The sequence below is a fragment of the Enterobacter hormaechei subsp. xiangfangensis genome, from assembly GCF_001729785.1.
GTDB classification, from domain to species: domain Bacteria; phylum Pseudomonadota; class Gammaproteobacteria; order Enterobacterales; family Enterobacteriaceae; genus Enterobacter; species Enterobacter hormaechei_C.
Genome location: NZ_CP017183.1, coordinates 1989733 through 2013613, shown reverse-complemented (window position 1 = coordinate 2013613; position 23881 = coordinate 1989733). Strand labels below are relative to the sequence as shown.

Annotated in this window: 25 protein-coding genes and 2 tRNA genes; 18 read left to right on the top strand and 9 right to left on the bottom strand. The window is 54.4% G+C overall.

Annotated elements, in window-relative coordinates; translation table 11 throughout:
* Window positions 1–152: 152 nt before the first annotated feature.
* Both slyB and BFV63_RS09685 read left to right on the top strand, forming a co-directional pair.
* Window positions 153–620, top strand: a complete 468-nt coding sequence (slyB, locus tag BFV63_RS09690; protein ID WP_003857604.1) for an outer membrane lipoprotein SlyB — start codon at window positions 153–155, stop codon at window positions 618–620.
* Window positions 621–813: 193 nt separating this feature from the next.
* Window positions 814–2178: a GGDEF domain-containing protein gene (locus BFV63_RS09685; RefSeq protein ID WP_022650943.1), complete on the top strand. Its 1365-nt coding sequence runs from the start codon at window positions 814–816 to the stop codon at window positions 2176–2178.
* Between the two features lie 35 nt (window positions 2179–2213).
* Here BFV63_RS09685 and slyA read toward each other — a convergent pair whose 3' ends face one another.
* A complete protein-coding gene (gene slyA, locus BFV63_RS09680; RefSeq protein WP_006808997.1) occupies window positions 2214–2654 on the bottom strand; it encodes a transcriptional regulator SlyA in 441 nt (146 codons plus the stop codon).
* 187 nt (window positions 2655–2841) lie between these two features.
* Here slyA and BFV63_RS09675 point away from each other — a divergent pair, with 187 nt between their 5' ends.
* From BFV63_RS09675 to BFV63_RS09665, 3 genes are read left to right on the top strand one after another with little or no spacing between them, the layout of a single operon-like run.
* Complete coding sequence (locus tag BFV63_RS09675; RefSeq protein WP_003857607.1) at window positions 2842–3078, top strand: DUF1656 domain-containing protein; 237 nt, start codon at window positions 2842–2844, stop codon at window positions 3076–3078.
* Between the two features lie 2 nt (window positions 3079–3080).
* On the top strand, window positions 3081–3941 hold the full coding sequence (locus BFV63_RS09670; RefSeq protein WP_032610212.1) for an efflux RND transporter periplasmic adaptor subunit: 861 nt from the start codon (window positions 3081–3083) through the stop codon (window positions 3939–3941).
* Window positions 3941–5974: an FUSC family protein gene (locus BFV63_RS09665; RefSeq protein WP_045351003.1), complete on the top strand. Its 2034-nt coding sequence runs from the start codon at window positions 3941–3943 to the stop codon at window positions 5972–5974. Before BFV63_RS09670 ends, BFV63_RS09665 begins: the two co-directional genes overlap by 1 nt.
* Here BFV63_RS09665 and sodC read toward each other — a convergent pair.
* The 3 genes from sodC to BFV63_RS09650 all read right to left on the bottom strand — a co-directional run bounded on the left by sodC (window position 5953) and on the right by BFV63_RS09650 (window position 7737).
* Window positions 5953–6471 (bottom strand): superoxide dismutase [Cu-Zn] SodC, encoded by a 519-nt coding sequence (gene sodC / locus BFV63_RS09660; RefSeq protein WP_032609061.1) that lies wholly within the window; start codon window positions 6469–6471, stop codon window positions 5953–5955. The genes BFV63_RS09665 and sodC overlap by 22 nt on opposite strands.
* Window positions 6472–6552: 81 nt before the next feature.
* Complete coding sequence (locus tag BFV63_RS09655) at window positions 6553–7449, bottom strand: aldo/keto reductase (RefSeq protein WP_045350973.1); 897 nt, start codon at window positions 7447–7449, stop codon at window positions 6553–6555.
* A gap of 48 nt (window positions 7450–7497) precedes the next feature.
* On the bottom strand, window positions 7498–7737 hold the full coding sequence (locus BFV63_RS09650) for a DUF1289 domain-containing protein (RefSeq protein WP_003857614.1): 240 nt from the start codon (window positions 7735–7737) through the stop codon (window positions 7498–7500).
* Between the two features lie 147 nt (window positions 7738–7884).
* On the opposite strand from BFV63_RS09650, the gene eptA reads away from it, so the two are divergent.
* The 5 genes from eptA (at window position 7885) to rnt (ending at window position 12565) form a co-directional block, all read left to right on the top strand.
* Window positions 7885–9525: a phosphoethanolamine transferase EptA gene (gene eptA, locus BFV63_RS09645; RefSeq protein WP_045350972.1), complete on the top strand. Its 1641-nt coding sequence runs from the start codon at window positions 7885–7887 to the stop codon at window positions 9523–9525.
* Between the two features lie 26 nt (window positions 9526–9551).
* Complete coding sequence (locus BFV63_RS09640; protein WP_003857618.1) at window positions 9552–10151, top strand: TetR/AcrR family transcriptional regulator; 600 nt, start codon at window positions 9552–9554, stop codon at window positions 10149–10151.
* 53 nt (window positions 10152–10204) lie between these two features.
* A complete protein-coding gene (gene nemA, locus BFV63_RS09635; RefSeq protein WP_015570682.1) occupies window positions 10205–11302 on the top strand; it encodes an alkene reductase in 1098 nt (365 codons plus the stop codon).
* Between the two features lie 99 nt (window positions 11303–11401).
* Window positions 11402–11809, top strand: coding sequence for a lactoylglutathione lyase (gene gloA / locus BFV63_RS09630; RefSeq protein ID WP_003857623.1), 408 nt, complete (start codon window positions 11402–11404; stop codon window positions 11807–11809).
* 96 nt (window positions 11810–11905) lie between these two features.
* A complete protein-coding gene (gene rnt / locus BFV63_RS09625) occupies window positions 11906–12565 on the top strand; it encodes a ribonuclease T (RefSeq protein ID WP_003857625.1) in 660 nt (219 codons plus the stop codon).
* 80 nt (window positions 12566–12645) lie between these two features.
* Here rnt and grxD read toward each other — a convergent pair whose 3' ends face one another.
* Window positions 12646–12993, bottom strand: a complete 348-nt coding sequence (gene grxD, locus BFV63_RS09620) for a monothiol glutaredoxin 4 (RefSeq protein WP_003832760.1) — start codon at window positions 12991–12993, stop codon at window positions 12646–12648.
* 338 nt (window positions 12994–13331) lie between these two features.
* Here grxD and BFV63_RS09615 point away from each other — a divergent pair, with 338 nt between their 5' ends.
* Window positions 13332–14090 (top strand): C40 family peptidase, encoded by a 759-nt coding sequence (locus tag BFV63_RS09615; protein WP_023313959.1) that lies wholly within the window; start codon window positions 13332–13334, stop codon window positions 14088–14090.
* A gap of 122 nt (window positions 14091–14212) precedes the next feature.
* Window positions 14213–14794 (top strand): superoxide dismutase [Fe], encoded by a 582-nt coding sequence (gene sodB / locus BFV63_RS09610; RefSeq protein WP_003857629.1) that lies wholly within the window; start codon window positions 14213–14215, stop codon window positions 14792–14794.
* A 37-nt stretch (window positions 14795–14831) separates the two neighbouring features.
* Here sodB and BFV63_RS09605 read toward each other — a convergent pair whose 3' ends face one another.
* Window positions 14832–15998, bottom strand: coding sequence for an MFS transporter (locus tag BFV63_RS09605; protein ID WP_003857631.1), 1167 nt, complete (start codon window positions 15996–15998; stop codon window positions 14832–14834).
* Between the two features lie 161 nt (window positions 15999–16159).
* Window positions 16160–16249, bottom strand: a complete 90-nt coding sequence (gene cydH, locus BFV63_RS23025) for a cytochrome bd-I oxidase subunit CydH (RefSeq protein WP_003857632.1) — start codon at window positions 16247–16249, stop codon at window positions 16160–16162.
* A 297-nt stretch (window positions 16250–16546) separates the two neighbouring features.
* Between cydH and purR the strand changes: the two genes are divergently transcribed.
* Window positions 16547–17572 (top strand): HTH-type transcriptional repressor PurR, encoded by a 1026-nt coding sequence (gene purR, locus BFV63_RS09595; RefSeq protein WP_003857634.1) that lies wholly within the window; start codon window positions 16547–16549, stop codon window positions 17570–17572.
* 17 nt (window positions 17573–17589) lie between these two features.
* Here purR and punR read toward each other — a convergent pair whose 3' ends face one another.
* Window positions 17590–18501, bottom strand: a complete 912-nt coding sequence (gene punR, locus BFV63_RS09590; protein ID WP_003857638.1) for a DNA-binding transcriptional activator PunR — start codon at window positions 18499–18501, stop codon at window positions 17590–17592.
* A 112-nt stretch (window positions 18502–18613) separates the two neighbouring features.
* Between punR and punC the strand changes: the two genes are divergently transcribed.
* Together punC and cfa are read left to right on the top strand one after the other, a co-directional pair.
* The gene (gene punC / locus BFV63_RS09585; protein WP_045336562.1) at window positions 18614–19813 is read left to right on the top strand and encodes a purine nucleoside transporter PunC; all 1200 of its coding nucleotides are present in this window, start codon (window positions 18614–18616) and stop codon (window positions 19811–19813) included.
* Between the two features lie 298 nt (window positions 19814–20111).
* The gene (gene cfa / locus BFV63_RS09580) at window positions 20112–21260 is read left to right on the top strand and encodes a cyclopropane fatty acyl phospholipid synthase (protein ID WP_003857641.1); all 1149 of its coding nucleotides are present in this window, start codon (window positions 20112–20114) and stop codon (window positions 21258–21260) included.
* A 31-nt stretch (window positions 21261–21291) separates the two neighbouring features.
* Here the strand turns inward: cfa and BFV63_RS09575 are convergent, their stop codons facing one another.
* Window positions 21292–21933: a riboflavin synthase gene (locus BFV63_RS09575; RefSeq protein ID WP_003857643.1), complete on the bottom strand. Its 642-nt coding sequence runs from the start codon at window positions 21931–21933 to the stop codon at window positions 21292–21294.
* A gap of 225 nt (window positions 21934–22158) precedes the next feature.
* Here BFV63_RS09575 and mdtK point away from each other — a divergent pair, with 225 nt between their 5' ends.
* The 3 genes from mdtK to BFV63_RS09560 all read left to right on the top strand — a co-directional run bounded on the left by mdtK (window position 22159) and on the right by BFV63_RS09560 (window position 23843).
* Window positions 22159–23532, top strand: coding sequence for an MdtK family multidrug efflux MATE transporter (gene mdtK, locus BFV63_RS09570; protein WP_003857645.1), 1374 nt, complete (start codon window positions 22159–22161; stop codon window positions 23530–23532).
* A 153-nt stretch (window positions 23533–23685) separates the two neighbouring features.
* Window positions 23686–23762, top strand: a tRNA-Val gene (locus BFV63_RS09565).
* A gap of 4 nt (window positions 23763–23766) precedes the next feature.
* Window positions 23767–23843, top strand: a tRNA-Val gene (locus BFV63_RS09560).
* The last annotated feature ends 38 nt before the right edge of the window (window positions 23844–23881 follow it).

Below are 23881 nucleotides of genomic sequence, written 5' to 3'. Positions count from 1 at the left end.
ACAGGCGATGTTTGTTTATGTCCCGTTAAGCCCTGTTCAGGTAAAATTTATTTATTCGGCATGCAAAGATATGAACTGTGGTCAGGAATGCCATATAATTTAGCCATAACGGATGCCCCAACCGGGCGTTTTTTGGTGAACAGGAGAGTCAAATGATTTTACGTGTACTGGGCGTTTCGCTGATTGGTTTAACACTGGCGGGTTGTGTGAATGACAGTTCACTCTCCGGCGACGTATATAGTGCTTCTGAAGCTAAACAGGTACAGAACGTGACATACGGTACTATCGTTAATGCCCGTCCTGTTCAGATTCAGGGTGGCGATGACACGAACGTGGTGGGCGCAATCGGCGGTGCTGTGCTGGGTGGTTTCCTGGGTAATACCATTGGCGGCGGCACCGGACGTTCTCTGGCGACCGCAGCGGGCGCAGTTGCAGGCGGCGTAGCGGGTCAGGGCGTTCAGGGTGCGATGAACAAAACTCAGGGCGTTGAGCTGGAAATCCGCAAAGACGATGGCAGCACTATTATGGTTGTGCAGAAACAGGGTAACACCCGCTTCTCTGCTGGCCAGCGTGTTGTTCTTGCAAGCAACGGCAGCCAGGTCACCGTCTCCCCGCGTTAATATCCTGATGGATGTGGTCTTTCAGACCGCATCCATTTACCAAAATCATCATTTCCAATAATATATTGGCACAATATATTCACATGGTGAATTATTCATTTCACCCGTTCTTGTCCGTGCGCAAAGTATTTTTTATTTCCCTCGCTTAGACTCTTCGCAATCTCTTTTTCCTTTTTTAATTTTTAAATTCTCTATGCTTGCGATCTGTCGATTTGTAAAGAACCGCTTTGTGGCCTTCGCGCTTGGGTGCATTGTTATCATTGCCGTATTACAAGGTTTTTTTATAAAACTTGTTGCATGGGTTCCTTCGTTTTCACCTTTGTTTTTCCCTACGCTGACGATATTTCTTCTGGTGTTCCATCTGTTTATTGCCTGTTTTATGGCAATGAAATACTGGTGCGACAAAAGGCGATTATATCTTGTTCCCATTGCCCTGGCCTTTGCCGGTTCGGCGTTACTGATGGTGGGGACACTGGCCAGCTTCCCGGCCTGGCTTGATCTCTATCAGTTCAACGAAGCGAACTATAACGACGCCATGATTTTCTACATGTTCCGCCACTTTTTAATGGCGGTGCTGATGATCGTCGCAGCATTACTGTATACCCTGCGCAATTCTGCGCTCTCACGAAGCGCCCATGTTGGTATCGTTGTCGGCGCCTCGCTCTTTACGGGCTGTATGCTTGGGCTGGCATTGTTCTATTCCAGCCATTCAACCCTGCTCACACTGGACCTGGTGGATAATGAAACCCGACAGTTTATGGTTCTCTGGAGCCAGGCGATCAATATCATTTTGATCGTCCTGTGGGTAGTAACGTTAATCACCCTGTTGGCCATTACCCGCGTGAGGAATTTGTTTTGGGTCGGCGGCAATTTTTTATGTGTCTGTTATATCGTCACTCTGCTCATGCTATTGTTAGGCGGACACGCTGAAGATATTTCATGGTACCGGGCACGGTTATTCGAAACTGTCGCTACGTTAATGATTATTTTCATCTTACTTTCCGACGTATTTAATTTGTATCGTGACTCGCATGTAAAATATCAGCAGTCTTATCAAAATTCCATCCGCGACCCCCTCACCCGTCTTTATAATCGCAGCTATTTCTATGATTCATTAAATCACGCGCTAAACACGGCCACGGTGACACATCCGGTATCGGTGGTCGTGAGCGATCTTGACCGTTTTAAACGCATTAACGACTGCTACGGTCATTTGCAGGGGGATAGGGTTTTACAGTTTGTCTCAAACCTGTTGACCGATTCGGTGCGACCGCAGGATATCGCGGCGCGGATCGGCGGCGAAGAGTTTGTGCTCATGCTGACAAATACACCGTCCGATGTCGCGCATCAGGTTGCCGAACGTATTCGCCTCAAGTTGAGCGGGTTTGACAAGGCCAGCAGCGGTGGGCAGCTTCCGGAACCGATTACCATTAGTATGGGAGTATTCACCGCTACCTCGCCGGAAACCAGCGCTGAAACCTGTGTGGAAAGCGCGGATAAAGCCATGTACGAGGCAAAAGAGACGGGCCGCAACCGGGTGGTGGTGTTCAGAACATGACAAAGGCCTTGCACGAGCAAGGCCAGTGAACAACGTCAGTCGCGCGACTGTAAATCGTGGATGTTTTGCTCAAGACGGGCGATGAGTCCGATCAGCATCTCCAGCTCAGCGGGTGAAATACCGGCCAGGATCTCCCCTCGCGTTTTACTGATGACGGTTTCCATCTCAGTAATAATCGGGGCCGCTTTTTCCGTCAATTTGATCCGCTTGGCGCGACGGTCGCTGGCGCAGGTTTGTCGGGAGATGAGTCCCTTCTCTTCCAGCTGGTCAAGGGTACGCACCAGGGAAGGCTGTTCAATACCAATCGCTTTTGCCAGTTGGATCTGTGACTGATCGGGCGGAAGCTGATGGATGTTGTGCAGCGTAACCCAGTGCGTCTGTGTGAGTTCCAGAGGTTTCAGGCGATGGTCAATCAGAGCACGCCAGATGCGTACCAACCTTGCCAGATCAGAACCTAATGGCGATTCCAATTTCATCTCCTTATAATTAGCTTGCTAAGTGATTATAGTGATTTTAGAATAGTTTGCAGTATTTGTATTGCCAAAACAAATGCAATCACGGTATTCATCATTCCTTAAAGGATGATTTACACTGAACGGTAATGCGCCATCGCATTGAAATCTGCCATTGTGGCCCTCATTCCACCGCAAAGGATCGCTGCTTGTGACGTTGTTTTCCTTCTCCGCAGGGTTGCCCCTCCAGGATCTGATTGTTGGCGCATCGGTCTACTTTCCGCCACTGTTTAAAGCCGTGATGGTCGGTTTTGTGATCTGGCTCATTGCGCATCGTCTGCTGCGCGACTGGATGTATTCCGGTGAAATCTGGCACCCGATGTTAATGGATCTCTCCCTGTTTACCCTCTCCGTCTGTCTTGGCCTTGCCGTGTTAACCGTGTGGTGAGAATAGCATTGAAAACGTTAAAATATTTTTCCACTCTTTTCGTCTTAGCGCTGGCGCTTATCGCCGGCTGGTGGCTCTGGAATTATTACATGCAGTCGCCCTGGACGCGTGACGGCAAGATCCGCGCGGAACAGGTCAGCATCACGCCACAGGTGTCCGGCAGTATCAGCGCGCTGCTGGTGAAGGACAACCAGTTCGTTCATGCGGGTGATGTGTTATTCCGCATCGACGAGACCCCTTTTCACATTGCAGTGCTCAATGCCCAGGCGCAGCTCGCAAAAGCTCAATCCGATCTGGCAAAAGCCAATAACGAAGCCGAACGTCGCCGACATCTGTCGAGGAATTACATCTCTGCGGAAGATCTCGATACCGCCAATATCAATGTAAAAGCCATGCAGGCCAGCCTGAAGGTTGCAGAGGCAACGCTGAAACAGGCCGAGTGGCAACTGACCCAGACCGTTGTCAAAGCTCCGGTGGATGGATGGATCACGAGCTTGTCGACCCGTGTGGGGGATTACGCCACCACAGGCCAGCCGGTCTTTGCCCTGGTCGACAGCCGCTCTTTCTATGTTGTAGGTTATTTTGAAGAGACCAAGCTGCGCCATATCCGCGAGGGAGCGCCTGCCCGAATCACGCTTTACAGCGGCGCAGAAACGTTACAGGGTCACGTTAGCAGCATAGGTCGGGCAATTTACGATCAGAGCGTGGAAACCGATTCTGGCCTGGTGCCCGACATCAAACCCAACGTACCGTGGGTGCGTCTGGCTCAGCGGGTGCCTGTTCGCGTCGAGTTTGATCAACTGCCGAAAGACATTACCTTGGTCTCTGGCACAACCTGCACCGTCGCCATCGGATCGCGATGATGAACCTGGGAGCTTTCTCCTGGCGCAATACGCCGTGGATAAAAGCGACACGGCCGCAGTGGCGTTACGCGCTGCGTAACGGCATCGCCATGTGCCTTGCGCTTACGGTTGCCTATTATCTGAATCTGGATGAGCCTTACTGGGCGATGACCTCTGCGGCGGTCGTCAGCTTCCCAACCGTCGGGGGCGTTATCAGTAAAAGCCTCGGGCGCGTGGCGGGTAGCCTGCTGGGGGCAACCGCCGCACTGCTTCTTGCCGGCCATACTCTGAACGATCCCTGGCTCTTTTTGTTAAGCATGTCGGCATGGCTGGGGCTGTGTACCTGGGCCTGCGCTCATTTTACCAATAACGTTGCCTATGCGTTTCAACTGGCGGGTTACACCGCGGCCATTATCGCCTTTCCGGTCGTCAACGTGCTGGATACCACTGAGCTGTGGGATATCGCCCAGGCACGCGTGTGTGAAGTGATGGTCGGCATTCTGTGCGGGGGCGTCATGATGATGATCCTGCCCAGTACCTCAGATGGCACTACGCTTATCACCGCACTTAAAACGATGCACGCACGTTTGCTGGAACATGCCAGCCTGCTCTGGCAGCCTGACAGCAGCGATGACATCCGCCTCGCGCACGAAAAGGTCATCGGCCAGATCCTGACCATGAACCTGTTGCGCATCCAGGCTTTCTGGAGCCACTACCGTTTTCGTCGCCAGAACACGCTTCTGAACTATTTACTGCACCAGCAATTGCGGATGACGAGCGCGATCTCGAGCCTTCGTCGGATGTTGCTGAACTGGCCTGCACCCCCAGCCCATACCCGGGAGATTATCGAGGCGCTGCTCGCTACCCTTGCGCGTTCGGATGCCGATATTTATACCGTGGCCCGCATTATCGCGCCGCTCGCCCCAGCGGATGAATATGACTACCGGCATCGCGCCTTCTGGCAGCGTCTGAACTATTTCTGCCGCCTGTATCTGCGCAGCAGCCGCTGGTTAAAAGCCGTCGAGAATGCCACGCCCGTCACCGAATTTTCCGTTCCCGGTAGTCCTGCTCTGGCGCGGCATACCGACGCAATGGAGGCGCTGTGGAGCGGTTTTCGTACGTTTTGCGCGTTGACGGCCGTGGGCGCATGGGCCATCACCACGCAATGGGATGCGGGCAGTGCGGCCCTGACGCTTGCGGCAATAAGCTGCGTGCTCTATTCCGTCGCCGCTTCCCCCTTTAACTCCCTGACGCTTCTGCTGCGTACGCTGGTGCTGCTGTCGCTGTTCAGCTTCGTGGTGAAATTTGGTTTGATGGTGCAGATAACCGACCTCTGGCAATTTCTGCTATTTCTCTTCCCGCTATTAACCACCATGCAGTTGCTCAAACTGCAAATGCCTAAACTGGCCGGTCTGTGGGGTCAGTTAATTGTTTTTATGGGCTCATTTATCTCTGTAACGAATCCACCGGTTTACGATTACGCTGATTTTCTCAACGACAACCTGGCGAAGATCCTCGGCGTGGGGCTGGCGTGGCTGGCTTTCGCCGTGCTACGCCCGGGCTCGGACGCGCGTAAAAGCCGCAGGCATATTCGGGAGTTGCGCAGGGGTTTTGTCGATCAGCTGAGCCGCAGGCCGCATCTGCGCGAAAGCGAGTATGAATCGCTGGTTTACCATCATGTCAGCCAGCTGAATAACAGCCAGGATTCACTCTCCCGTCGCTGGCTACTGCGCTGGGGCGTGGTGCTGCTAAACTGTTCGCACGTGGTGTGGCAGTTGCGCGCCTGGGAGACGCGTTCCGATCCGCTGTCGCAGGTCCGTGATAACTGTATTTCCATGCTCCGCGATGTGATGAGCGAGCGCGGGGTGCAGCAGCGCCCCCTGAGCGTCACGCTCGCCGAGCTTCAGCGTATTTGCGACACGCTGGCGCACCATCATCAGCCTGCGGCCCGCGATCTGGCATCCATTATCTGGCGGCTGCACTGCTCCCTGTCACAGCTTGAACAGGCGCCGCCACCCGGAACGATTGGCGATCAGATCACCCCGCAGGCATAGCGCGCCCCGCCGCCGCCAAGCGGTTTAGGTTGATCGGACATGTTATCGCCGCCCACGTGGATCATCAGCGCCTTGCCTTTGACCTCGTCAAGCTTTTTGAGTCGTGGCGCCACAACCGGATCGGTGGCTTTACCATCGTTATTTACCACCAGCACCGGCAGATCACCGAGGTGCCCCATCCCTTCCGGGCCTTCATGCTTACCGGAGTTCTGCGGGTCGAGATGCCCCCCTGCGGCTTCCGCAGCTGTTGGTTTCCCCTCTTTCATCGCGGGTTGACAGCTGCCTTTAGCATGAACGTGAAAACCATGTTCGCCGGGTGGAAGAGCCTTGAGATCGGGAGCAAATTCCAGCCCTTTATCGGTTTCGGTGATTTTCACCGTCCCGATGGACTGACCTACCCCCTGAGAAGTGACGAGATTCATTTCAACGTCCTCGCTGGCTGCCTGCGCCCCTGCGCAAACAACCAGCGTGACCATTGCCAGAGCAAAACGCTTCATATGACCTCCACAGGTTATTTTTTGCACCTTAAGTCTATACCAGAGGCGCAGATTTCACCGGAAAGTCAGGTTCAGGCGTGCTCAGGGTACGTCGTAGCCCAGCGCCGCCTTACGAATGCGGAACCACTGCTGACGCGTCATATCCAGCTCCTCAGCTACAAGCGCAGCGCGGACACGCTCAATTTTGCCGGAGCCAATAATTGGCAGCGGTTTAGACGGCAGGCGCAGGATCCAGGCGTAAACCACCTGCTCGATACTCTCCGCATTCAGTTCGCGCGCCACCGTTTCAAGCTCGTTACGCAGCGGCTGGAATGGCTCATCGTTAAACAGACGGCCGCCTCCCAGGCAAGACCATGCCATTGGACGGATGCGCAGCTGTTGCAGTTGGTCGAGCGTGCCATCCAGCAGCAGCGGCTGATGAACAGGCGAGATCTCCACCTGATTCGTCGCCAGCGTAAACGGCAGGCGAGACTGCAATAGCGCAAACTGTGCCGGGGTGAAGTTAGACACGCCAAAATGGCGCACTTTGCCGCTCTGGTGCAGCGTCAGGAAGGCTTCCGCGACCTCATCCGCATCCATCAACGGATCGGGACGGTGGATCAGCAGCAGGTCGATACGATCGGTGGCCAGGTTGACCAGTGACTGCTCGGCGCTTTTAACGATATGCGCGCTGTCAGTGATGTAATGTCCAAGCGCATGCTCCGGTTTTGCTGTGGTGGCAATACCGCATTTGGTCACAATCTCCATTCGTTCACGCAGCCCCGGCGCACGCTTCAGCGCTTCGCCAAAGGCGGCCTCGCACTGATAGCCGCCATAAATATCAGCATGATCGACGGTGGTGATCCCGAGATCGAGATGCTCTTCTATAAAGTCCGCCAGCTGGACCGGAGACATATTCCAGTCCATGAGGCGCCAGTAGCCCATAACAAATCGGGAGAATTCCGGGCCCTGTGGGGCAAGGGTAATACGCTGAACCATAACATTTTCCTCAAGGAAGTCATGTCACCAGTATACGCAATTACCCTGCTAAAACAGTGAAGGTTGCTGAGGTTCTTCGGGTTCAACCGCTTTGTTTGCACGAATTTTACGCAGCAGACGCTGTCGGCAAAGCCGTAAGACCTCCTGCTTTTGCGCGTCGCTGAAATTTTGCCAGTTAAAACGTTCATCGCGCGTGCGCATGCAGCCACGACAGTATCCTCGTTCATCAACCTGGCAAATACCCCGGCACGGGCTCTGGACAGGGAAAAATTCCAGTTGCTCTGCCACACCTACCTCCAGAACGTCATTATTCCCTACAGTGAAGACCCTAAATGGCTTGCATGCAAGGATGTCTGCCACAAACAGGACATTAAGGTTTCGCTAATCTTCCCTTCTTATACTCGCCGCATTGATATAACGAATGGTCTGCTTATCATGTGGTTCGCAAAAAAGTTACACTGTAACGATATAAAATTTACTCTGGGCTGTGCATTTTTCTTTACCGTACTGAATGCACTGTTTATCCAGCGCAGCTGGTCAATTATTGCGCCTGCGCATCTGCACGATGTCCTGTTTGCTGCCAGCGTGCCGCTGGTACTGTTCTGCGGCTGGGTGATTGTCTTCAGCCTGTTAAATATCCCCTATATTCGTAAGCCGCTCCTGATTGTCCTGACCCTGGGATGTGCCGCCGCGACCTGGTTTATGTATACCTATGGCGCGGTTATCGATCAGAACATGATTGTGAACGTGTTCGAGACTAATTCTCAGGAAGCGACAGCCCTGGTGACGCCGCAGATGATCCTGTGGCTGGTCGTAGCGGGTCTGGTTCCATCTGTTGTGTTAGCCCTGACGCGCATTCGCACCGGAAAATGGTGGTATGCCCTCCTGACGCGCTTCGCCGCTATGCTGGGTGCGCTGCTGGTGATCATCCTGGTCGCGTCAGTGTTCTATAAAGACTATGCTTCGCTGTTCCGCAATAACAAAAGCATCGTAAAAATGGTCACCCCGGCGAATTACGTGAGCGCCCTGGTGAAATACAGCAAAATGCGCTGGTTTGCCGGCGACCAGACGCTGGTCCGCATTGGCGAAGATGCTCATAAAGGCGCGCTGATTGCCAGCCAACGCAAGAAAACCGTGCTGGTTGTGGTGGTGGGCGAAGCCTCCCGCGCTGCAAACTACTCGTTAAATGGTTACCCGCGTGAAACCAACCCCGAGCTGAAAAAGCAGGATGTCATCAACTTCCCGCGGGCCTCCTCCTGTGGCACGGAAACCGCTGTTTCCGTCCCCTGCATGTTCTCCGGCATGACGCGGAAAAAATATGACGCGGACCTCGCCCATCATCAGGAAGGTCTGCTTGATGTGCTTAACCACGCCGGGTTCAACCTGCTGTGGCGCGACAACGACGGCGGATGTAAAGGCGCCTGCGACCGCGTGCCGCACACGGACATGACCCAGTGGAAACTGGATCAGTTCTGTAAGGACAAATCCTGTATCGACGACGTTAACCTGTACCGCCTGGACAACGTGCTGGATGGAATAAAGCAGGATACGGTTCTGGTTATTCACCTGATGGGCAGCCACGGTCCGGCCTATTACAAACGCTACCCTGATAGCTTCCGCAAGTTCACCCCAACCTGCGATACCAATGAAATTCAGGATTGCGATCATCAGTCGCTGATCAATACCTATGACAACACGATTCTGTATACCGACAGCGTCGTCAGCCGAACCATCGACGCACTGAAAGCCCGGCAGGCCAACATGAACACGGCGCTCATTTACCTCTCCGATCACGGTGAATCGCTGGGCGAAAGCGGAATTTACCTGCACGGTACGCCGTATATGCTGGCCCCGGAGCAGCAAACGCATATTCCTTTTATGTTCTGGCTCTCCCCGGATTATGCGAAAAACTTCGGCGTAAACACGGATTGCATGCGTGACCATGCCGCAAAAGAGGCGGTTTCACAGGACAATTTATTCGCCACCGTTCTGGGCATGATGGACGTGAAATCAGCGGTTTATCAGCCGCAGCTGGATATTCTGTCACAGTGTCGTCGCCAAGCGGGCTTGCATTAGACCGAACGGTCTATTAGAGTAAGGGCATGAGCAGACACACTGAACACGATACACGAGAACATTTGCTGGCTACCGGCGAGCGCCTTTGCATGCATCGCGGGTTTACCGGGATGGGGCTTAGCGAGTTGTTAAAAACCGCTGAAGTACCTAAGGGATCGTTTTATCACTATTTTCGTTCCAAAGAGGCGTTCGGCGTTGCCATGCTGGAGCGGCACTACGCCAGCTACCATCAGCGCCTGGCAGCCCACTTCGCCAGCGGTGAAGGTGACTACCGGGATCGTGTTCTGAACTACTATCAGGAAACGCTGACGCAGTTCTGTCAGCAGGGCATCATCAGCGGCTGCCTGACGGTAAAACTGTCTGCCGAAGTGTGCGATCTCTCCGAAGATATGCGCACCGCCATGGATAAAGGGGCCAGCGGCGTGATTGCACTGCTGGCTCAGGCGCTGGAGAGCGGGCGCAATGAAAAAACGCTCTCCTTCTCCGGCGATCCGCTCACGCAGGCACAGGTGCTCTATTCCCTCTGGTTAGGCGCCAACCTGCAAGCAAAAATGTCTCGCAGCGCCGTGCCGCTCGAAAGCGCGCTGGCGCACGTGAAAAACTGTATAACCGCGCCAGGCGTGTAGCCGGCGTTTTTATTTACCCTTTTACTAGTCGACTGGTCTACTCAGGAGCCATTATGTCCGCTGAAAAGCTGTTTACCCCACTGAAAGTGGGTGCCGTTACTGCCCCAAACCGCGTGTTTATGGCCCCACTCACCCGTCTGCGCAGCATCGAGCCGGGCGATATCCCAACGCCATTGATGGGTGAGTATTATCGTCAGCGCGCCAGCGCGGGCCTGATAATTTCCGAAGCCACGCAGATTTCTGCCCAGGCAAAAGGCTACGCCGGTGCGCCGGGTCTGCACAGCCCGGAACAGATCGCCGCGTGGAAAAAAATCACCGCAGGTGTTCATGCTGAAGATGGCCGTATTGCGGTTCAGCTGTGGCACACCGGTCGTATCTCACACAGCAGCATCCAGCCTGGCGGTCAGGCGCCGGTTTCTGCTTCTGCCCTGAACGCCAATACCCGCACTTCCCTGCGCGATGAAAACGGTAATGCGATCCGCGTTGACACCACCACGCCACGCGCGCTGGAGCTAGACGAGATCCCGGGTATTGTGAATGATTTCCGTCAGGCCGTCGCCAACGCTCGTGAAGCGGGCTTCGACCTGGTTGAGCTGCACTCTGCGCACGGTTACCTGCTGCATCAGTTCCTGTCCCCTTCTTCCAACCAGCGTACCGACCAGTACGGCGGCAGCGTTGAAAACCGCGCGCGTCTGGTGCTTGAAGTGGTGGATGCTGTCTGTAATGAGTGGAGCGCAGACCGCATTGGTATTCGTGTCTCCCCGATCGGTACTTTCCAGAACGTCGACAACGGTCCGAACGAAGAAGCAGACGCGCTGTATCTGATTGAAGAGCTGGCGAAACGTGGTATCGCCTATCTGCACATGTCCGAGCCGGACTGGGCAGGCGGCAAGCCTTATAGTGAAGCCTTCCGCCAGAAAGTGCGCGAGCGCTTCCACGGCGTGATTATCGGGGCGGGCGCGTATACGGCAGAGAAAGCTGAAGATCTGATCGGGAAAGGCCTGATCGACGCCGTGGCCTTTGGCCGTGACTACATTGCTAACCCGGATCTGGTTGCCCGTTTGCAGAAGAAAGCCGAACTGAACCCGCAGCGCCCTGAAAGTTTCTATGGCGGCGGCGCGGAAGGTTATACCGACTACCCTTCACTGTAATCCCGCTTTGTACATTGATAGCGGCGACCTTTCGCCGCTATACTAAAACATCGTTTCTGTTCAAAAAGATAATCCATTCCACTGGTTAATGAGGAAATTATGCGCCTACTTCACACCATGCTGCGCGTTGGCGACCTGCAACGTTCCATCGATTTCTACACTAACGTTCTGGGCATGAAGCTGCTGCGCACCAGCGAAAATCCGGAATATAAATACTCTCTGGCGTTTGTCGGTTACGGCCCGGAATCTGATGAAGCGGTCATCGAGCTGACCTACAACTGGGGCGTGGACAGCTATGAGCTGGGTACGGCTTACGGACACATCGCGCTGGAAGTGGATAACGCCGCCGAAGCCTGCGAACGTATCCGCAGCAATGGCGGTAACGTCACCCGTGAAGCCGGTCCGGTTAAGGGCGGTACCACCGTCATTGCGTTTGTGGAAGATCCGGACGGTTATAAAATCGAACTGATTGAAGCCAAAGACGCTGGTCGCGGTCTGGGCAATTGATCCCGCAGGGCGCACTATGCGCCCGTTGTTTTGCTGCATCCCCTCTCAAAATTTGCCATAATGCGCACTGCTTTTTCCCCCTTGTAAGAGACCCTGATGTCCGATAACGCTCAATTTACCGGTCTGTGCGACCGTTTTCGTGGTTTTTATCCCGTTGTCATTGATGTTGAAACAGCCGGATTTAACGCTAAAACCGATGCGCTGCTTGAGATTGCCGCCATCACGCTGAAGATGGATGAACAGGGCTGGCTTGTACCGGACACCACGCTGCATTTCCACGTTGAACCCTTTGAAGGGGCAAACTTACAGCCAGAGGCGCTGGCCTTTAACGGTATCGATCCGACAAACCCGCTGCGCGGGGCGGTAAGCGAATACGAGGCGCTGCACGCCATTTTCAAAATGGTGCGCAAAGGCATGAAAGAGAATGACTGTAGCCGCGCCATCATGGTAGCCCACAACGCTACGTTCGATCACAGCTTCACCATGGCTGCCGCCGAGCGCGCCTCGCTAAAGCGCAATCCATTTCATCCGTTTGTGACCTTCGACACCGCCGCGCTGAGCGGCCTGGCGCTGGGGCAAACCGTGCTCTCGAAAGCCTGCATCACGGCGGGTATTGCGTTTGACGGTACCCAGGCGCATTCCGCGTTATACGACACCGAGCGTACGGCGGAGCTGTTCTGTGAGATCGTCAACCGCTGGAAACGTCTGGGCGGCTGGCCGCTGCCGATGGGCGACGAGGCCGATCTTCAATCGTAGGTTGGGTTATCAACAGCCCCCCAGGACAAAAAAAAAAGCGACCAACATAATGTGGTCGCTTTTTTATATCCGCAGAAAACTTATTCTGCGTCCGGCTCTTCGGTTTTATACTTCGCCGCAGTCTCTTTGATCAGCTGTTGCAGTTCGCCGCGCTGATACATTTCAATCAGGATGTCGCATCCGCCAACCAGTTCACCATCAACCCACAGCTGTGGGAAGGTCGGCCAGTTTGCGTATTTTGGCAATTCAGCGCGAATGTCCGGGTTTTGCAGGATATCAACGTAAGCAAAACGCTCACCACAGGCGGACAGCGCCTGAACCGCTTGCGCGGAGAAGCCGCAGCTTGGCAGCTTCGGAGAACCTTTCATGTACAGGAGAATCGGGTTTTCAGCGATCTGGCGCTGAATTTTTTCAATAGTGGTGCTCATGTCTTGCTTCCTTTAACTTCTGTTACGGCATCAGTCTGACATTGTAGCGGGTCAGGCCGACATCGGAAAATAACATTTTTGTCACGTCTAATTATTTTATCGCTTATCGCATAAAGTTGCATTGCTAATGTCGTTTATCGCCAGACGGGGTGCGGTTTTGCTTAAGGAGCGAACAGGAGTGCGTCAGAATGGTGAATTTTTTTGCACTTGCTAACGAAACATAATTTTTGAATGAAAAATGCTATTAACTTCTTCTGATTTTATGGATTAGAATCGACAGGTTTTGTAAATCTCACGCGGGTATGCATTGTGGCCTGCATTTATCAGGGGACTGCCCAGTGGCGCGGATAACTAAAATCTCGATGACGCTCTGTGCTTTACTGTTTACCACACTCTCATTTACGCCAGCGGCGAACGCCTCTGAACAGGCGCGGCATTCTGCTGTACAAAAAACGCATCTGGCAAAATCCACAGAACGTAAGAAAAAAACCACCAGCAAAACAGTTAAGAAGAAAATCACCGCTCAGACCAAAAAGACCGCCTCCAGTAAAACCAAAACTCTCCGCTCCGGCACGCACAAAACCACCCGCACAACCGCCAGCCTGGTGAATGAAAAATGCACCGTGCGCAAAGGCCATAAAACGAAATGCGCAAAAGTGACGAAGCTGGCTGACGTGCATAAAGCGCGCATGCAGAAAGCGCAAAAAACGGCGATGAACAAACTGATGGGGCAAATAGGTAAGCCGTATCGCTGGGGTGGCACCTCTCCGCGCACCGGTTTTGACTGTAGTGGGCTGGTTTATTATGCCTATAAAGATCTGGTGAAGTTTCGCATTCCACGCACCGCCAATGAGATGTACCATCTGCGCGACGCCGCCCCTGTAAACCGTGGCGAACTGCAAAATGGCGACCTGGTGTTCTTCCGCACCCAGGGACGCGGTACGGCCGATCACGTTGGGGTGTATGTGGGTAACGGTAAATTTATCCAGTCACCGCGCAGCGGTCAGGACATTCAGATCACCTCTCTCAGCGAAGATTACTGGGTGCGCCACTATGTGGGTGCGCGCCGCGTGATGACGCCAAAAACCATCCGCTAGCCCCTGCCCTGCCGCCTCTGTGGCAGGGTAAGTTCCTCTTTTGCATACCCTTTCAATTTGCTATTCTGTCCTTGTTGTCTGTAGGGTTATTGGCAACGTATAAAACTATAAGGAGAGAAGCAATGTCGTTCGAATTACCTGCACTACCGTATGCAAAAGACGCCCTGGCCCCGCATATTTCCGCGGAAACCCTGGAGTACCATTACGGCAAGCATCACCAGACCTATGTCACCAACCTGAATAACCTGATCAAGGGCACCGATTTTGAAGGCAAAACGCTGGAAGAGATCGTGCGCAGTTCAGACGGCGGCGTATTCAACAACGCCGCACAGGTGTGGAACCACACCTTCTACTGGCACTGCCTGGCCCCGAATGCAGGCGGAGAACCTGACGGTGAGCTGGCGGCAGCGATTAACGCCGCGTTCGGCAGTTTCGCGGATTTTAAAGCGAAGTTTACTGACGCAGCCGTTAAAAACTTTGGCTCCGGCTGGACCTGGCTGGTAAAAGAGGCTGATGGCAAACTGGCTATCGTTTCCACTTCTAATGCGGGTACCCCTCTGACCACCAGCGCCACGCCGCTGATGACCGTGGACGTATGGGAACACGCCTATTACATTGATTACCGTAATGCGCGCCCGAACTACCTGGAACACTTCTGGGCACTGGTTAACTGGGAATTTGTTGCGAAGAACTTCGCCGCGTAAGAGACACGCAGAAGGGGCAGCCCTTCTGCGTTTTTGTTTATTCCGCCGTACACACCGCTTGAGGCTGTTTACGACCAGACATTATCACCAGCAGCAGGCCGAGTGCGGCAATGATCGCCCCCATTACCGGCACAAAGCTATAACCCAAACCACCGGAGATCACCGCCCCGCCCGCTGCGGCCCCCAGCGCATTGCCCAGGTTAAACGCACCGATATTCACCGATGAAGAGAGCCCCGGCGCTTCGTGTGCAACGCGCATTACGCGCATCTGCAACGGTGGCACCACGGCAAAGGTTGCGGCGCCCCACACCACCATGGCAATCGCGGCACCCACTTCGTTACGCGCCAGCCACGGAATCGCCACCATGATGACAATCAGCAGCGTTAAAAAACCTTTCAGCGTCCCACTCACGGAGCGGTCGGCAAATTTCCCGCCGAGATAGTTGCCAATCGAGAACCCGACACCAATCAGCACCAGCATCGCGGTAACAAAGAGTGGCGTTGCGTGGGTTATGTCGTGCAGCACCGGGGAGATATAGGTGTAGAGCGTAAACATCGCCCCGGCCCCCAGCACCGTGGTGAGCAGCGCGGACAACACCTGAGGACGCATCAGCACCGCCAGCTCTTTACGTACTTCCGGACGTTCTCCAGCGCTTCCTTTCGGCAGTGAGAAGAACAGCGCAACCATCGCGACCACGCCCAGTCCGGCGGTTGCGAGGAAAGACATACGCCAGCCGATGGCTTCTCCCAGCCAGGTGGCGGCGGGAACGCCGCCGATATTAGCGATGGTGAGGCCCATAAACATAGTGGCTACCGCGCTGGCCTGCTTATGTTTTGGCACCACGCTGGCAGCAACAACCGAGCCCAGTCCGAAGAAGGCGCCATGGTTGAGGCTGGTAAGAATGCGCGAAAGCATCAGAGTGGTGTAATCGGGCGAAATCGCGGAAAACACATTGCCGAGAGTGAAAATCGCCATCAGGAAAATCAGCGCGTTGCGGCGCGCACGGTGCGAAAGCAGCAGCGTCATCAGCGGCGCGCCCACCATCACGCCGATCGCGTAGGCGCTAATTAACATACCGGCCGCAGGGATAGAGACGTCTACCCCCCGGGCGATAACAGGCAATAACCCCATCGGGGAGAATTCAGTGGTGCCAATCCCAAAGGCGCCAATCGCCAGGGCCAGCAGGGGAAAATTGATTTTCATGAAGAGGCTCCGGATACCGTGCCATAACCCGGCACAGAACTAAGAAGTCAAAAGCATGACATCAATCACAAAAAATGAGAAGTTAACATTTTGGCAAAAGATTTTTGCCGGAGAGGTAACAATAGCGGCAAGAGAGGGAGAAGGTTCTCCCTCCGCCTGAATCAGTGCAGTGCAGCGGTTAAACCACCGGCAACAATCAGAGCAAGAACAACAATGGTGGTAAACAGCGAAAACTTCAGATCGGTACTCATCAATTTTTCTCCTTTTATTCACCCTACGAAAAGTGAGCTTGCTCATTTTTACACAGTTCAGGTCAAAAATCTTCCAGGATTTAAACGGATATCCACTTTACCTCTTCCCCTTTTCATCAAGATAGGACAAAATTCCACGCTAAATTTATTAGCGTACCGGCCACTGACCCCCTCCTGACGTCCTGTGTCGTTTTCCCGGCGTGTCGCAACTCATGTTTGCGTAATAAGGGTGAGAGAAGGCAAACGTTTACCTTCAATTTTTTCAGGAGCTTAGGATATGGTCTGGAGTGACATTTAATGGCAACAATTAAAGACGTAGCAAAACGCGCAAACGTTTCCACTACAACCGTATCACATGTTATTAACAAAACGCGTTTCGTCGCTGAAGAGACGCGTAATGCCGTCTGGGCGGCAATCAAAGAACTGCACTACTCGCCAAGTGCCGTCGCCCGCAGCCTGAAGGTTAATCACACCAAATCGATTGGCCTGCTGGCCACCAGCAGTGAAGCGGCCTATTTTGCTGAAATCATCGAAGCCGTTGAAAAAAACTGCTTCCAGAAAGGCTATACCCTGATTCTGGGCAATGCGTGGAACAACATTGAAAAACAGCGCGCTTACCTGTCAATGATGGCGCAAAAGCGCGTCGACGGTCTTCTGGTAATGTGTTCTGAATACCCTGAGTCGGTCCTTTCCATGCTGGAAGAGTATCGCCACATTCCGATGGTGGTCATGGACTGGGGCGAGGCGCGCGCAGACTTCACCGACTCCGTTATTGATAACGCCTTTGAAGGCGGCTACATGGCGGGGCGTTATCTGGTAGAACGCGGTCATCGTGAAATTGGCGTGATCCCGGGACCTCTGGAGCGTAACACCGGTGCTGGCCGTCTGGCCGGTTTCATGAAAGCGATGGAAGAGGCGCTGATCACCGTGCCGGAAAACTGGATTGTTCAGGGCGACTTCGAGCCGGAGTCAGGCTATCGCGCCATGCAGCAGATCGTCTCCCAGCCGCATCGCCCTACCGCGGTGTTCTGCGGCGGTGACATCATGGCGATGGGCGCGCTATGCGCGGCAGATGAACTCGGCCTGCGCGTCCCCCAGGATATCTCGGTGATCGGCTATGACAACGTGCGCAACGCCCGCTTCTTTACCCCGGCGCTGACCACCATTCACCAGCCGAAAGATTCGCTGGGTGAAACGGCCTTCAACATGCTGCTGGACAGGATCGTCAACAAGCGTGAACAGTCCCAGTCCATTGAAGTTCACCCGCGCCTGATAGAACGCCGTTCCGTTGCGGACGGTCCGTTCCGCGACTACCGTCGTTAATCACTTTCCGGGGCCAGCTATGCTGGTTCCCGCAACCACTCCCGGTTCAGCGTTTCGCTGTCTCCCAGATAATCCAGCAGCCAGGCCATGGCGGGCGAGACGTCGTTTTGCTGCCACGTCAGACAGCATGCGGCATCCGGGAAGGGGTTTTCCAGCGTCAGAGCCACCCACTCTCCCGCGTCGATGCGCGGGCGCGCAAAATGCACCGGCACCATGCCAACGCACAGCCCCGCGCTCAGACAGGTGGCTGACGACTCCCAGTCCGGCGCGACCACGCGGCGCTGATTATCCAGCAACCAGGTAATGCGCTTGGGCAGCGAGCGGGAGGTATCTTCCAGCACCAGCGAGGGCCAGTTGCGTAATGTGTCATCGCTCAGCGGCCCTTCCAGCGCTGCCAGCGGGTGATCGCGCGCGACCACGCAGGTCCAGCTCAGCATGCCCATGTCGCGAAACGCGTAGCGCCCACCAACCGGGATCGCCTGGGTTGCACCAATCGCCATCTCCGCCCTGCCGTCCGCCAGCGCATCCCAGACGCCGTTGAACACTTCCTGCGAAACACGCAGTTCGACGTCGGAAAAATGACGATAGAAATCGACGATCATCTGCCGGGTCCGCTCCGGCTTAACAATGTTATCCACCGCGATAGCGAGATGCCCGCGCCAGCCGTTGGCGATCTGCTGGCACTGCTCACGGGTGATCTGCATTTTTTTGATGACAGACCGCCCTTCCTTCAAAAACCACGCTCCGGCAGGCGTGAGCTCCACGTCGCGATGACGCCGCTCGAACAGCGGCACCGCCAGCCACGCTTCCAGCTGACGCACCGTGTAACTGATCGCCGAGGGAACGCGATGCAGCTCCTGGGCGGCGCCGGTAAAGCTGCCGTTACGCGCCACGGCATCAACCACTTCAAGGGAATAATCTGACCACATCTTTAGCCTGCAAATTTTTTGAATGCACCCGCCAAATATTAGCGTTTCACAAGCCGCTTTGCACTCCCTACACTCTGCGCCAACGTACACCTGCCTCCTCAGGAGAAAAAAAGTGCAACCCAGGAAAGGATTTTTAGTCTGGCTCGGCGGCTTAAGCGTGCTGGGCTTTTTGGCGACCGATATGTATCTGCCCGCGTTCGCCGCGATGCAGGAAGATTTGCAAACCCCTGCCGCCGCCATCAGCGCCAGTTTGAGTTTGTTCCTCGCCGGTTTTGCTTTTGCGCAATTGCTGTGGGGGCCGCTCTCGGATCGTTTTGGCCGTAAACCCGTCCTGTTGTTGGGGCTGGCGATTTTTGCCGCAGGCTGTCTGGGCATGCTGTGGGTCCGCGATGCCGCCTGGCTGCTGGCGCTGCGCTTTATTCAAGCGGTCGGTGTCTGTGCCGCTGCGGTGACCTGGCAGGCGCTGGTAACCGATTACTACCCCGCCTCGCGCACTAACCGCATATTCGCCACCATTATGCCCCTGGTCGGCCTGTCGCCGGCGCTTGCCCCGTTACTGGGCAGCTGGATCCTGGCGCATTTCGACTGGCAGGCCATTTTCGCCACGCTCTTTGCTATTACGCTGGTCCTGATGCTGCCCGCGTTCGGGCTTAAACCGGCGCATAAAAAAGAGACGCATCCGGACGCGAAGCCCATCACCTTTACCTCTTTACTGCGGTCGAAAGCCTATCGCGGTAACGTGCTGATTTATGCCGCCTGCTCTGCCAGCTTCTTTGCCTGGCTGACCGGTTCGCCGTTCATTCTGCATGACATGGGCTACAGCCCGGCGGCTATCGGCCTGAGCTATGTACCACAGACCATCGCCTTCCTGGTGGGTGGCTATGGCTGTCGCGCCGCGCTGCAAAAATGGGAAGGCCAACAGATGCTGCCCTGGCTGCTGGTGCTGTATGCGCTAAGCGTGATTGCGACCTGGGCTGTCGGCTTTATTCCCGACGCCGGGCTTGCAGAAATTTTGATTCCGTTCTGCGTCATGGCGATCGCTAACGGGGCCATCTACCCTATCGTTGTAGCCCAGGCGTTGCGTCCATTTCCGCAGGCGACAGGCCGCGCTGCCGCGCTGCAAAATACCCTGCAACTTGGCCTGTGCTTCCTGGCAAGTCTCGTGGTCTCTGCGTTGATTGCAACCCCGCTGCTCACCACTACCAGCGTGATGCTGATCACCGTTGCGCTGGCGGGATTGGGCTATCGCATGCAGTCCTCCGCGCTTCGCGAGCAGAATGACAATGCACAAACCGAAACGTCGCACGCCTGATTGCGCGGGAAACTATGTTAAAAACCAGTGATTAGGTAGCTAACAATTTTCTGTTGAATCACTAAATTTTGCGGCCTATACTGAATTTGGTTCGATTAAATACGATAAATATTAAGTGTTAACGGGAGCCGGAGCGCTCCCGTTTTACCATGGAAGGCATTTCGGCAAGGGTTATCTCCCTTCCTCTGTTCTACGTCGGATATTAGCCTCGCGGGCATTTACCGTGAGATTTCTCACAAACCAAAAAAGCGTCTACGCTGTTTTAAGGTTCTGATCACAGCAAGGTGATGGAGAAGCTATGAGTTCATCGTGTATAGAAGAAGTCAGCGTTCCGGACGATAACTGGTCCCGGATCGTCAGTGAACTGTTGGGACGTGCGGGCATTACGATTAATGGCTCATCCCCCTCCGATCCCCAGATAAAGCATCCCGATTTTTTCAAACGCGTGTTACAGGAGGGATCGTTAGGGCTGGGTGAAAGCTATATGGACGGCTGGTGGGAGTGTGAGCGGCTGGATATGTTCTTCTCCAGCGTATTACGCGCCGGTCTTGAAAAACAGCTCCCTCGTCATTTCAAAGATACCTTACGTATCGCCTCCGCCCGCCTGTTCAATCTGCAAAGTAAAAAACGGGCATGGATCGTCGGTAAAGAGCATTACGACCTTGGCAACGATTTGTTCAGCCGTATGCTCGATCCTTTAATGCAGTACTCCTGCGGATACTGGAAAAAAGCGACGACCCTGGAAGAGGCGCAGCAGGATAAGCTGCAACTGATCTGCGATAAATTGCAGTTACAGCCCGGTATGCGTGTGCTGGACATCGGCTGTGGCTGGGGTGGTCTTGCCTGGTTTATGGCGAAAAATTACGGCGTCAGCGTAGTCGGCGTCACGATTTCGGCTGAACAGCAGAAGATGGCGCAGGAACGCTGTCTGGGACTGGATGTTGATATTCGGCTTCAGGACTACCGCGACCTGAATGAGCAGTTCGATCGTATTGTTTCCGTAGGTATGTTCGAGCACGTGGGGCCGAAGAACTACAAGACCTACTTTGAGGTCGCCGATCGTAACCTGAAGCCTGACGGAATTTTCCTGCTGCACACCATCGGCTCTAAGCGCACCGATAACAATGTGGACCCCTGGATCAACAAATATATCTTCCCGAATGGCTGTTTACCCTCTGTTCGCCAGATTGCGAACGCCAGCGAACCGCATTTTATTGTGGAAGACTGGCATAACTTCGGCGCAGATTACGACACGACCCTGATGGCCTGGCATGAACGTTTCCAGGCTGCATGGCCTGAAATCGCCGACAACTATTCGGAACGATTCAAACGGATGTTTAGCTATTATCTGAATGCCTGTGCGGGCGCGTTCCGTGCGCGGGATATACAGCTGTGGCAGGTGGTGTTTAGTCGTGGGATTGAGCACGGCTTGCGGGTGGCTCGCTGAAAAAATAACCCCGGTTTCCCGGGGTTATTTTTTATTCTTCTTCCACGGTCTTTATTATCGCCGCCTCTTTCGCCGCCAGCACGCGCTCAACGGTATCCACGACCGCCTGGGTCTGGGGATCAATTTCGATATTTACGCGCTGCCCCAATTTTTTTGCGCCAAGCGTAGTACGTTGCAGCGTTTCAGGAATTAAATGCACGCAAAAACGCGTAGGCGTCACTTCACCGACGGTCAGACTAATCCCATCGATGCCAATAAATCCTTTATAAAGGATGTATTTCATTAATGACGGATCCTGCACCTTGAACCAGATTTGACGGTTATTTTCCGAGGTCACAATTTTCGCCACTTCTGCGGTGGTCATAATATGGCCCGACATCAGATGCCCACCAATCTCATCGCTGAATTTCGCCGCGCGTTCAACGTTGATGATATCTCCCACCACCAGCTCACCCAGGTTAGTGATGCGCAGCGTCTCTTTCATTAAATCAAAGCTAATCTGATTACCGTTAATTTCGGTCACCGTCAGGCAGCAGCCGTTATGCGCTATCGACGCCCCGGTTTCAATGCCGTCGAGCATATATTCAGGCAGCTCAACCACGTGAGTGCGGAAATTCGGTTTTTCATCAATGGACACCACTTTGGCAGTGCCCTGCACAATACCAGTAAACATGCTTACAGCTCCTGTTCATTCCGAACGGCGATGACACCGTATAATCCCACCACAATAACAGTTGAAAAAACAGGTTGCCAGTGATGCGCAATTTCTGGCGATTTTTTCACTAGATAATTAGTTAAACCCCGCTACAATAGCTGGCATCCCTCTGTTTTTTCTTCTTGCTGCCAGTAACGGCGGCCTTTTTAGTCTCTCAAATAACTACAATACAAAGGTGTTCACGTGCAGAAGTATATGATCGAAGCGCGTCAGTTATTGGCACTGGCAATACCGGTGATCGTCGCGCAGGTAGCCCAAACCGCAATGGGATTTGTGGATACGGTAATGGCCGGTGGTTACAGCGCCACCGATATGGCCGCCGTGGCGATCGGAACCTCAATCTGGCTCCCGGCCATTCTGTTTGGTCACGGCCTGCTGCTGGCGCTAACGCCCGTCATCGCACAGCTTAACGGCTCCGGTCGACGTGACCGCGTGGCCCATCAGGTGCGCCAGGGCTTCTGGCTGGCCGGGTTCGTCTCCGTCCTGATTATGATCGTCCTGTGGAACGCCGGGTATATTATTCGCGCCATGCATAATATCGACCCGGCGCTGGCGGATAAGGCGGTCGGTTATCTGCGCGCCCTGCTCTGGGGCGCGCCCGGCTATCTGTTCTTCCAGGTGGCACGTAACCAGTGTGAAGGGCTGGCAAAAACCAAGCCGGGCATGGTGATGGGCTTTATCGGCTTGCTGGTGAACATTCCCGTGAACTATATCTTCATTTACGGTCATTTTGGCATGCCGGAACTAGGCGGCGTGGGCTGCGGCGTGGCGACGGCAGCGGTGTACTGGGTGATGTTCGGAAGCATGCTCACCTACATTAAGCATGCGCGATCCATGCGCGACATTCGCAACGACACCACCTTTAGCACGCCTGACTGGTCGATGTTGACCCGCCTGACACAGCTGGGTCTGCCCATTGCGCTGGCGCTGTTCTTTGAAGTGACGCTGTTTGCCGTCGTCGCCCTGCTGGTCTCGCCGTTAGGGATTATTGATGTGGCAGGCCACCAGATCGCGCTGAACTTCAGCTCTTTGATGTTTGTTCTGCCGATGTCGCTGGCGGCTGCGGTGACGATTCGCGTGGGCTTCCGTCTGGGGCAAGGTTCTACGCTGGATGCGCAAACGGCTGCCCGCACCGGGCTGGGCGTCGGCGTCTGCATGGCGGTCTGTACCGCCCTCTTTACCGTGCTGTTGCGTGAGCAAATTGCCCTGCTCTATAACGACAACCCGGAGGTAGTGACTCTGGCCTCGCACCTGATGCTGCTGGCGGCCATTTATCAGATCTCTGACTCCATCCAGGTCATTGGCAGCGGCGTGCTGCGTGGGTATAAAGATACGCGTTCCATCTTCTTTATCACCTTTATCGCTTACTGGGTGCTGGGTCTGCCGTGCGGGTACATTCTGGCGCTCACGGATCTGGTGGTGGATCGCATGGGGCCAGCCGGATTCTGGATGGGCTTTATCATCGGCTTAACGTCTGCGGCCATTATGATGATGCTGCGCATGCGTTTCCTGCAACGTCAGCCCTCTACGGTTATTTTGCAGCGCGCTGCACGTTGATGACCCTGTAGCCGCCGGCTGGCGGCTACTTTCTCTTCACTTTGCGCGGTAATGAAGCAATCGCGTGAAATCAGAGAGAAAAATGCATTTTCCCTCTTGCCACCTTGGTGCTGTGCCGCTAATATTCGTCCCCGTTGTCACCGACAACACAATGCGTTCATAGCTCAGTTGGTTAGAGCACCACCTTGACATGGTGGGGGTCGTTGGTTCGAGTCCAATTGAACGCACCATCTTGCGTCTGTAGCTCAGTTGGTTAGAGCACCACCTTGACATGGTGGGGGTCGATGGTTCGAGTCCATTCAGACGCACCAATCTGTTTTCTCTCACATTTCATTCCCGTTCAGCCTCA

Excerpts from the sequence above, each read along its gene's own strand:
- slyB (WP_003857604.1), top strand. The coding sequence starts at position 153 with ATGATTTTACGTGTACTGGGCGTTTCGCTGATTGGTTTAACACTGGCG.
- BFV63_RS09685 (WP_022650943.1), top strand. The coding sequence starts at position 814 with ATGCTTGCGATCTGTCGATTTGTAAAGAACCGCTTTGTGGCCTTCGCG.
- slyA (WP_006808997.1), bottom strand. The coding sequence starts at position 2,654 with ATGAAATTGGAATCGCCATTAGGTTCTGATCTGGCAAGGTTGGTACGC.
- BFV63_RS09665 (WP_045351003.1), top strand. The coding sequence starts at position 3,941 with ATGAACCTGGGAGCTTTCTCCTGGCGCAATACGCCGTGGATAAAAGCG.
- sodC (WP_032609061.1), bottom strand. The coding sequence starts at position 6,471 with ATGAAGCGTTTTGCTCTGGCAATGGTCACGCTGGTTGTTTGCGCAGGG.
- BFV63_RS09655 (WP_045350973.1), bottom strand. The coding sequence starts at position 7,449 with ATGGTTCAGCGTATTACCCTTGCCCCACAGGGCCCGGAATTCTCCCGA.
- eptA (WP_045350972.1), top strand. The coding sequence starts at position 7,885 with ATGTGGTTCGCAAAAAAGTTACACTGTAACGATATAAAATTTACTCTG.
- BFV63_RS09640 (WP_003857618.1), top strand. The coding sequence starts at position 9,552 with ATGAGCAGACACACTGAACACGATACACGAGAACATTTGCTGGCTACC.
- nemA (WP_015570682.1), top strand. The coding sequence starts at position 10,205 with ATGTCCGCTGAAAAGCTGTTTACCCCACTGAAAGTGGGTGCCGTTACT.
- gloA (WP_003857623.1), top strand. The coding sequence starts at position 11,402 with ATGCGCCTACTTCACACCATGCTGCGCGTTGGCGACCTGCAACGTTCC.
- rnt (WP_003857625.1), top strand. The coding sequence starts at position 11,906 with ATGTCCGATAACGCTCAATTTACCGGTCTGTGCGACCGTTTTCGTGGT.
- grxD (WP_003832760.1), bottom strand. The coding sequence starts at position 12,993 with ATGAGCACCACTATTGAAAAAATTCAGCGCCAGATCGCTGAAAACCCG.
- sodB (WP_003857629.1), top strand. The coding sequence starts at position 14,213 with ATGTCGTTCGAATTACCTGCACTACCGTATGCAAAAGACGCCCTGGCC.
- BFV63_RS09605 (WP_003857631.1), bottom strand. The coding sequence starts at position 15,998 with ATGAAAATCAATTTTCCCCTGCTGGCCCTGGCGATTGGCGCCTTTGGG.
- cydH (WP_003857632.1), bottom strand. The coding sequence starts at position 16,249 with ATGAGTACCGATCTGAAGTTTTCGCTGTTTACCACCATTGTTGTTCTT.
- purR (WP_003857634.1), top strand. The coding sequence starts at position 16,547 with ATGGCAACAATTAAAGACGTAGCAAAACGCGCAAACGTTTCCACTACA.
- punR (WP_003857638.1), bottom strand. The coding sequence starts at position 18,501 with ATGTGGTCAGATTATTCCCTTGAAGTGGTTGATGCCGTGGCGCGTAAC.
- cfa (WP_003857641.1), top strand. The coding sequence starts at position 20,112 with ATGAGTTCATCGTGTATAGAAGAAGTCAGCGTTCCGGACGATAACTGG.
- BFV63_RS09575 (WP_003857643.1), bottom strand. The coding sequence starts at position 21,933 with ATGTTTACTGGTATTGTGCAGGGCACTGCCAAAGTGGTGTCCATTGAT.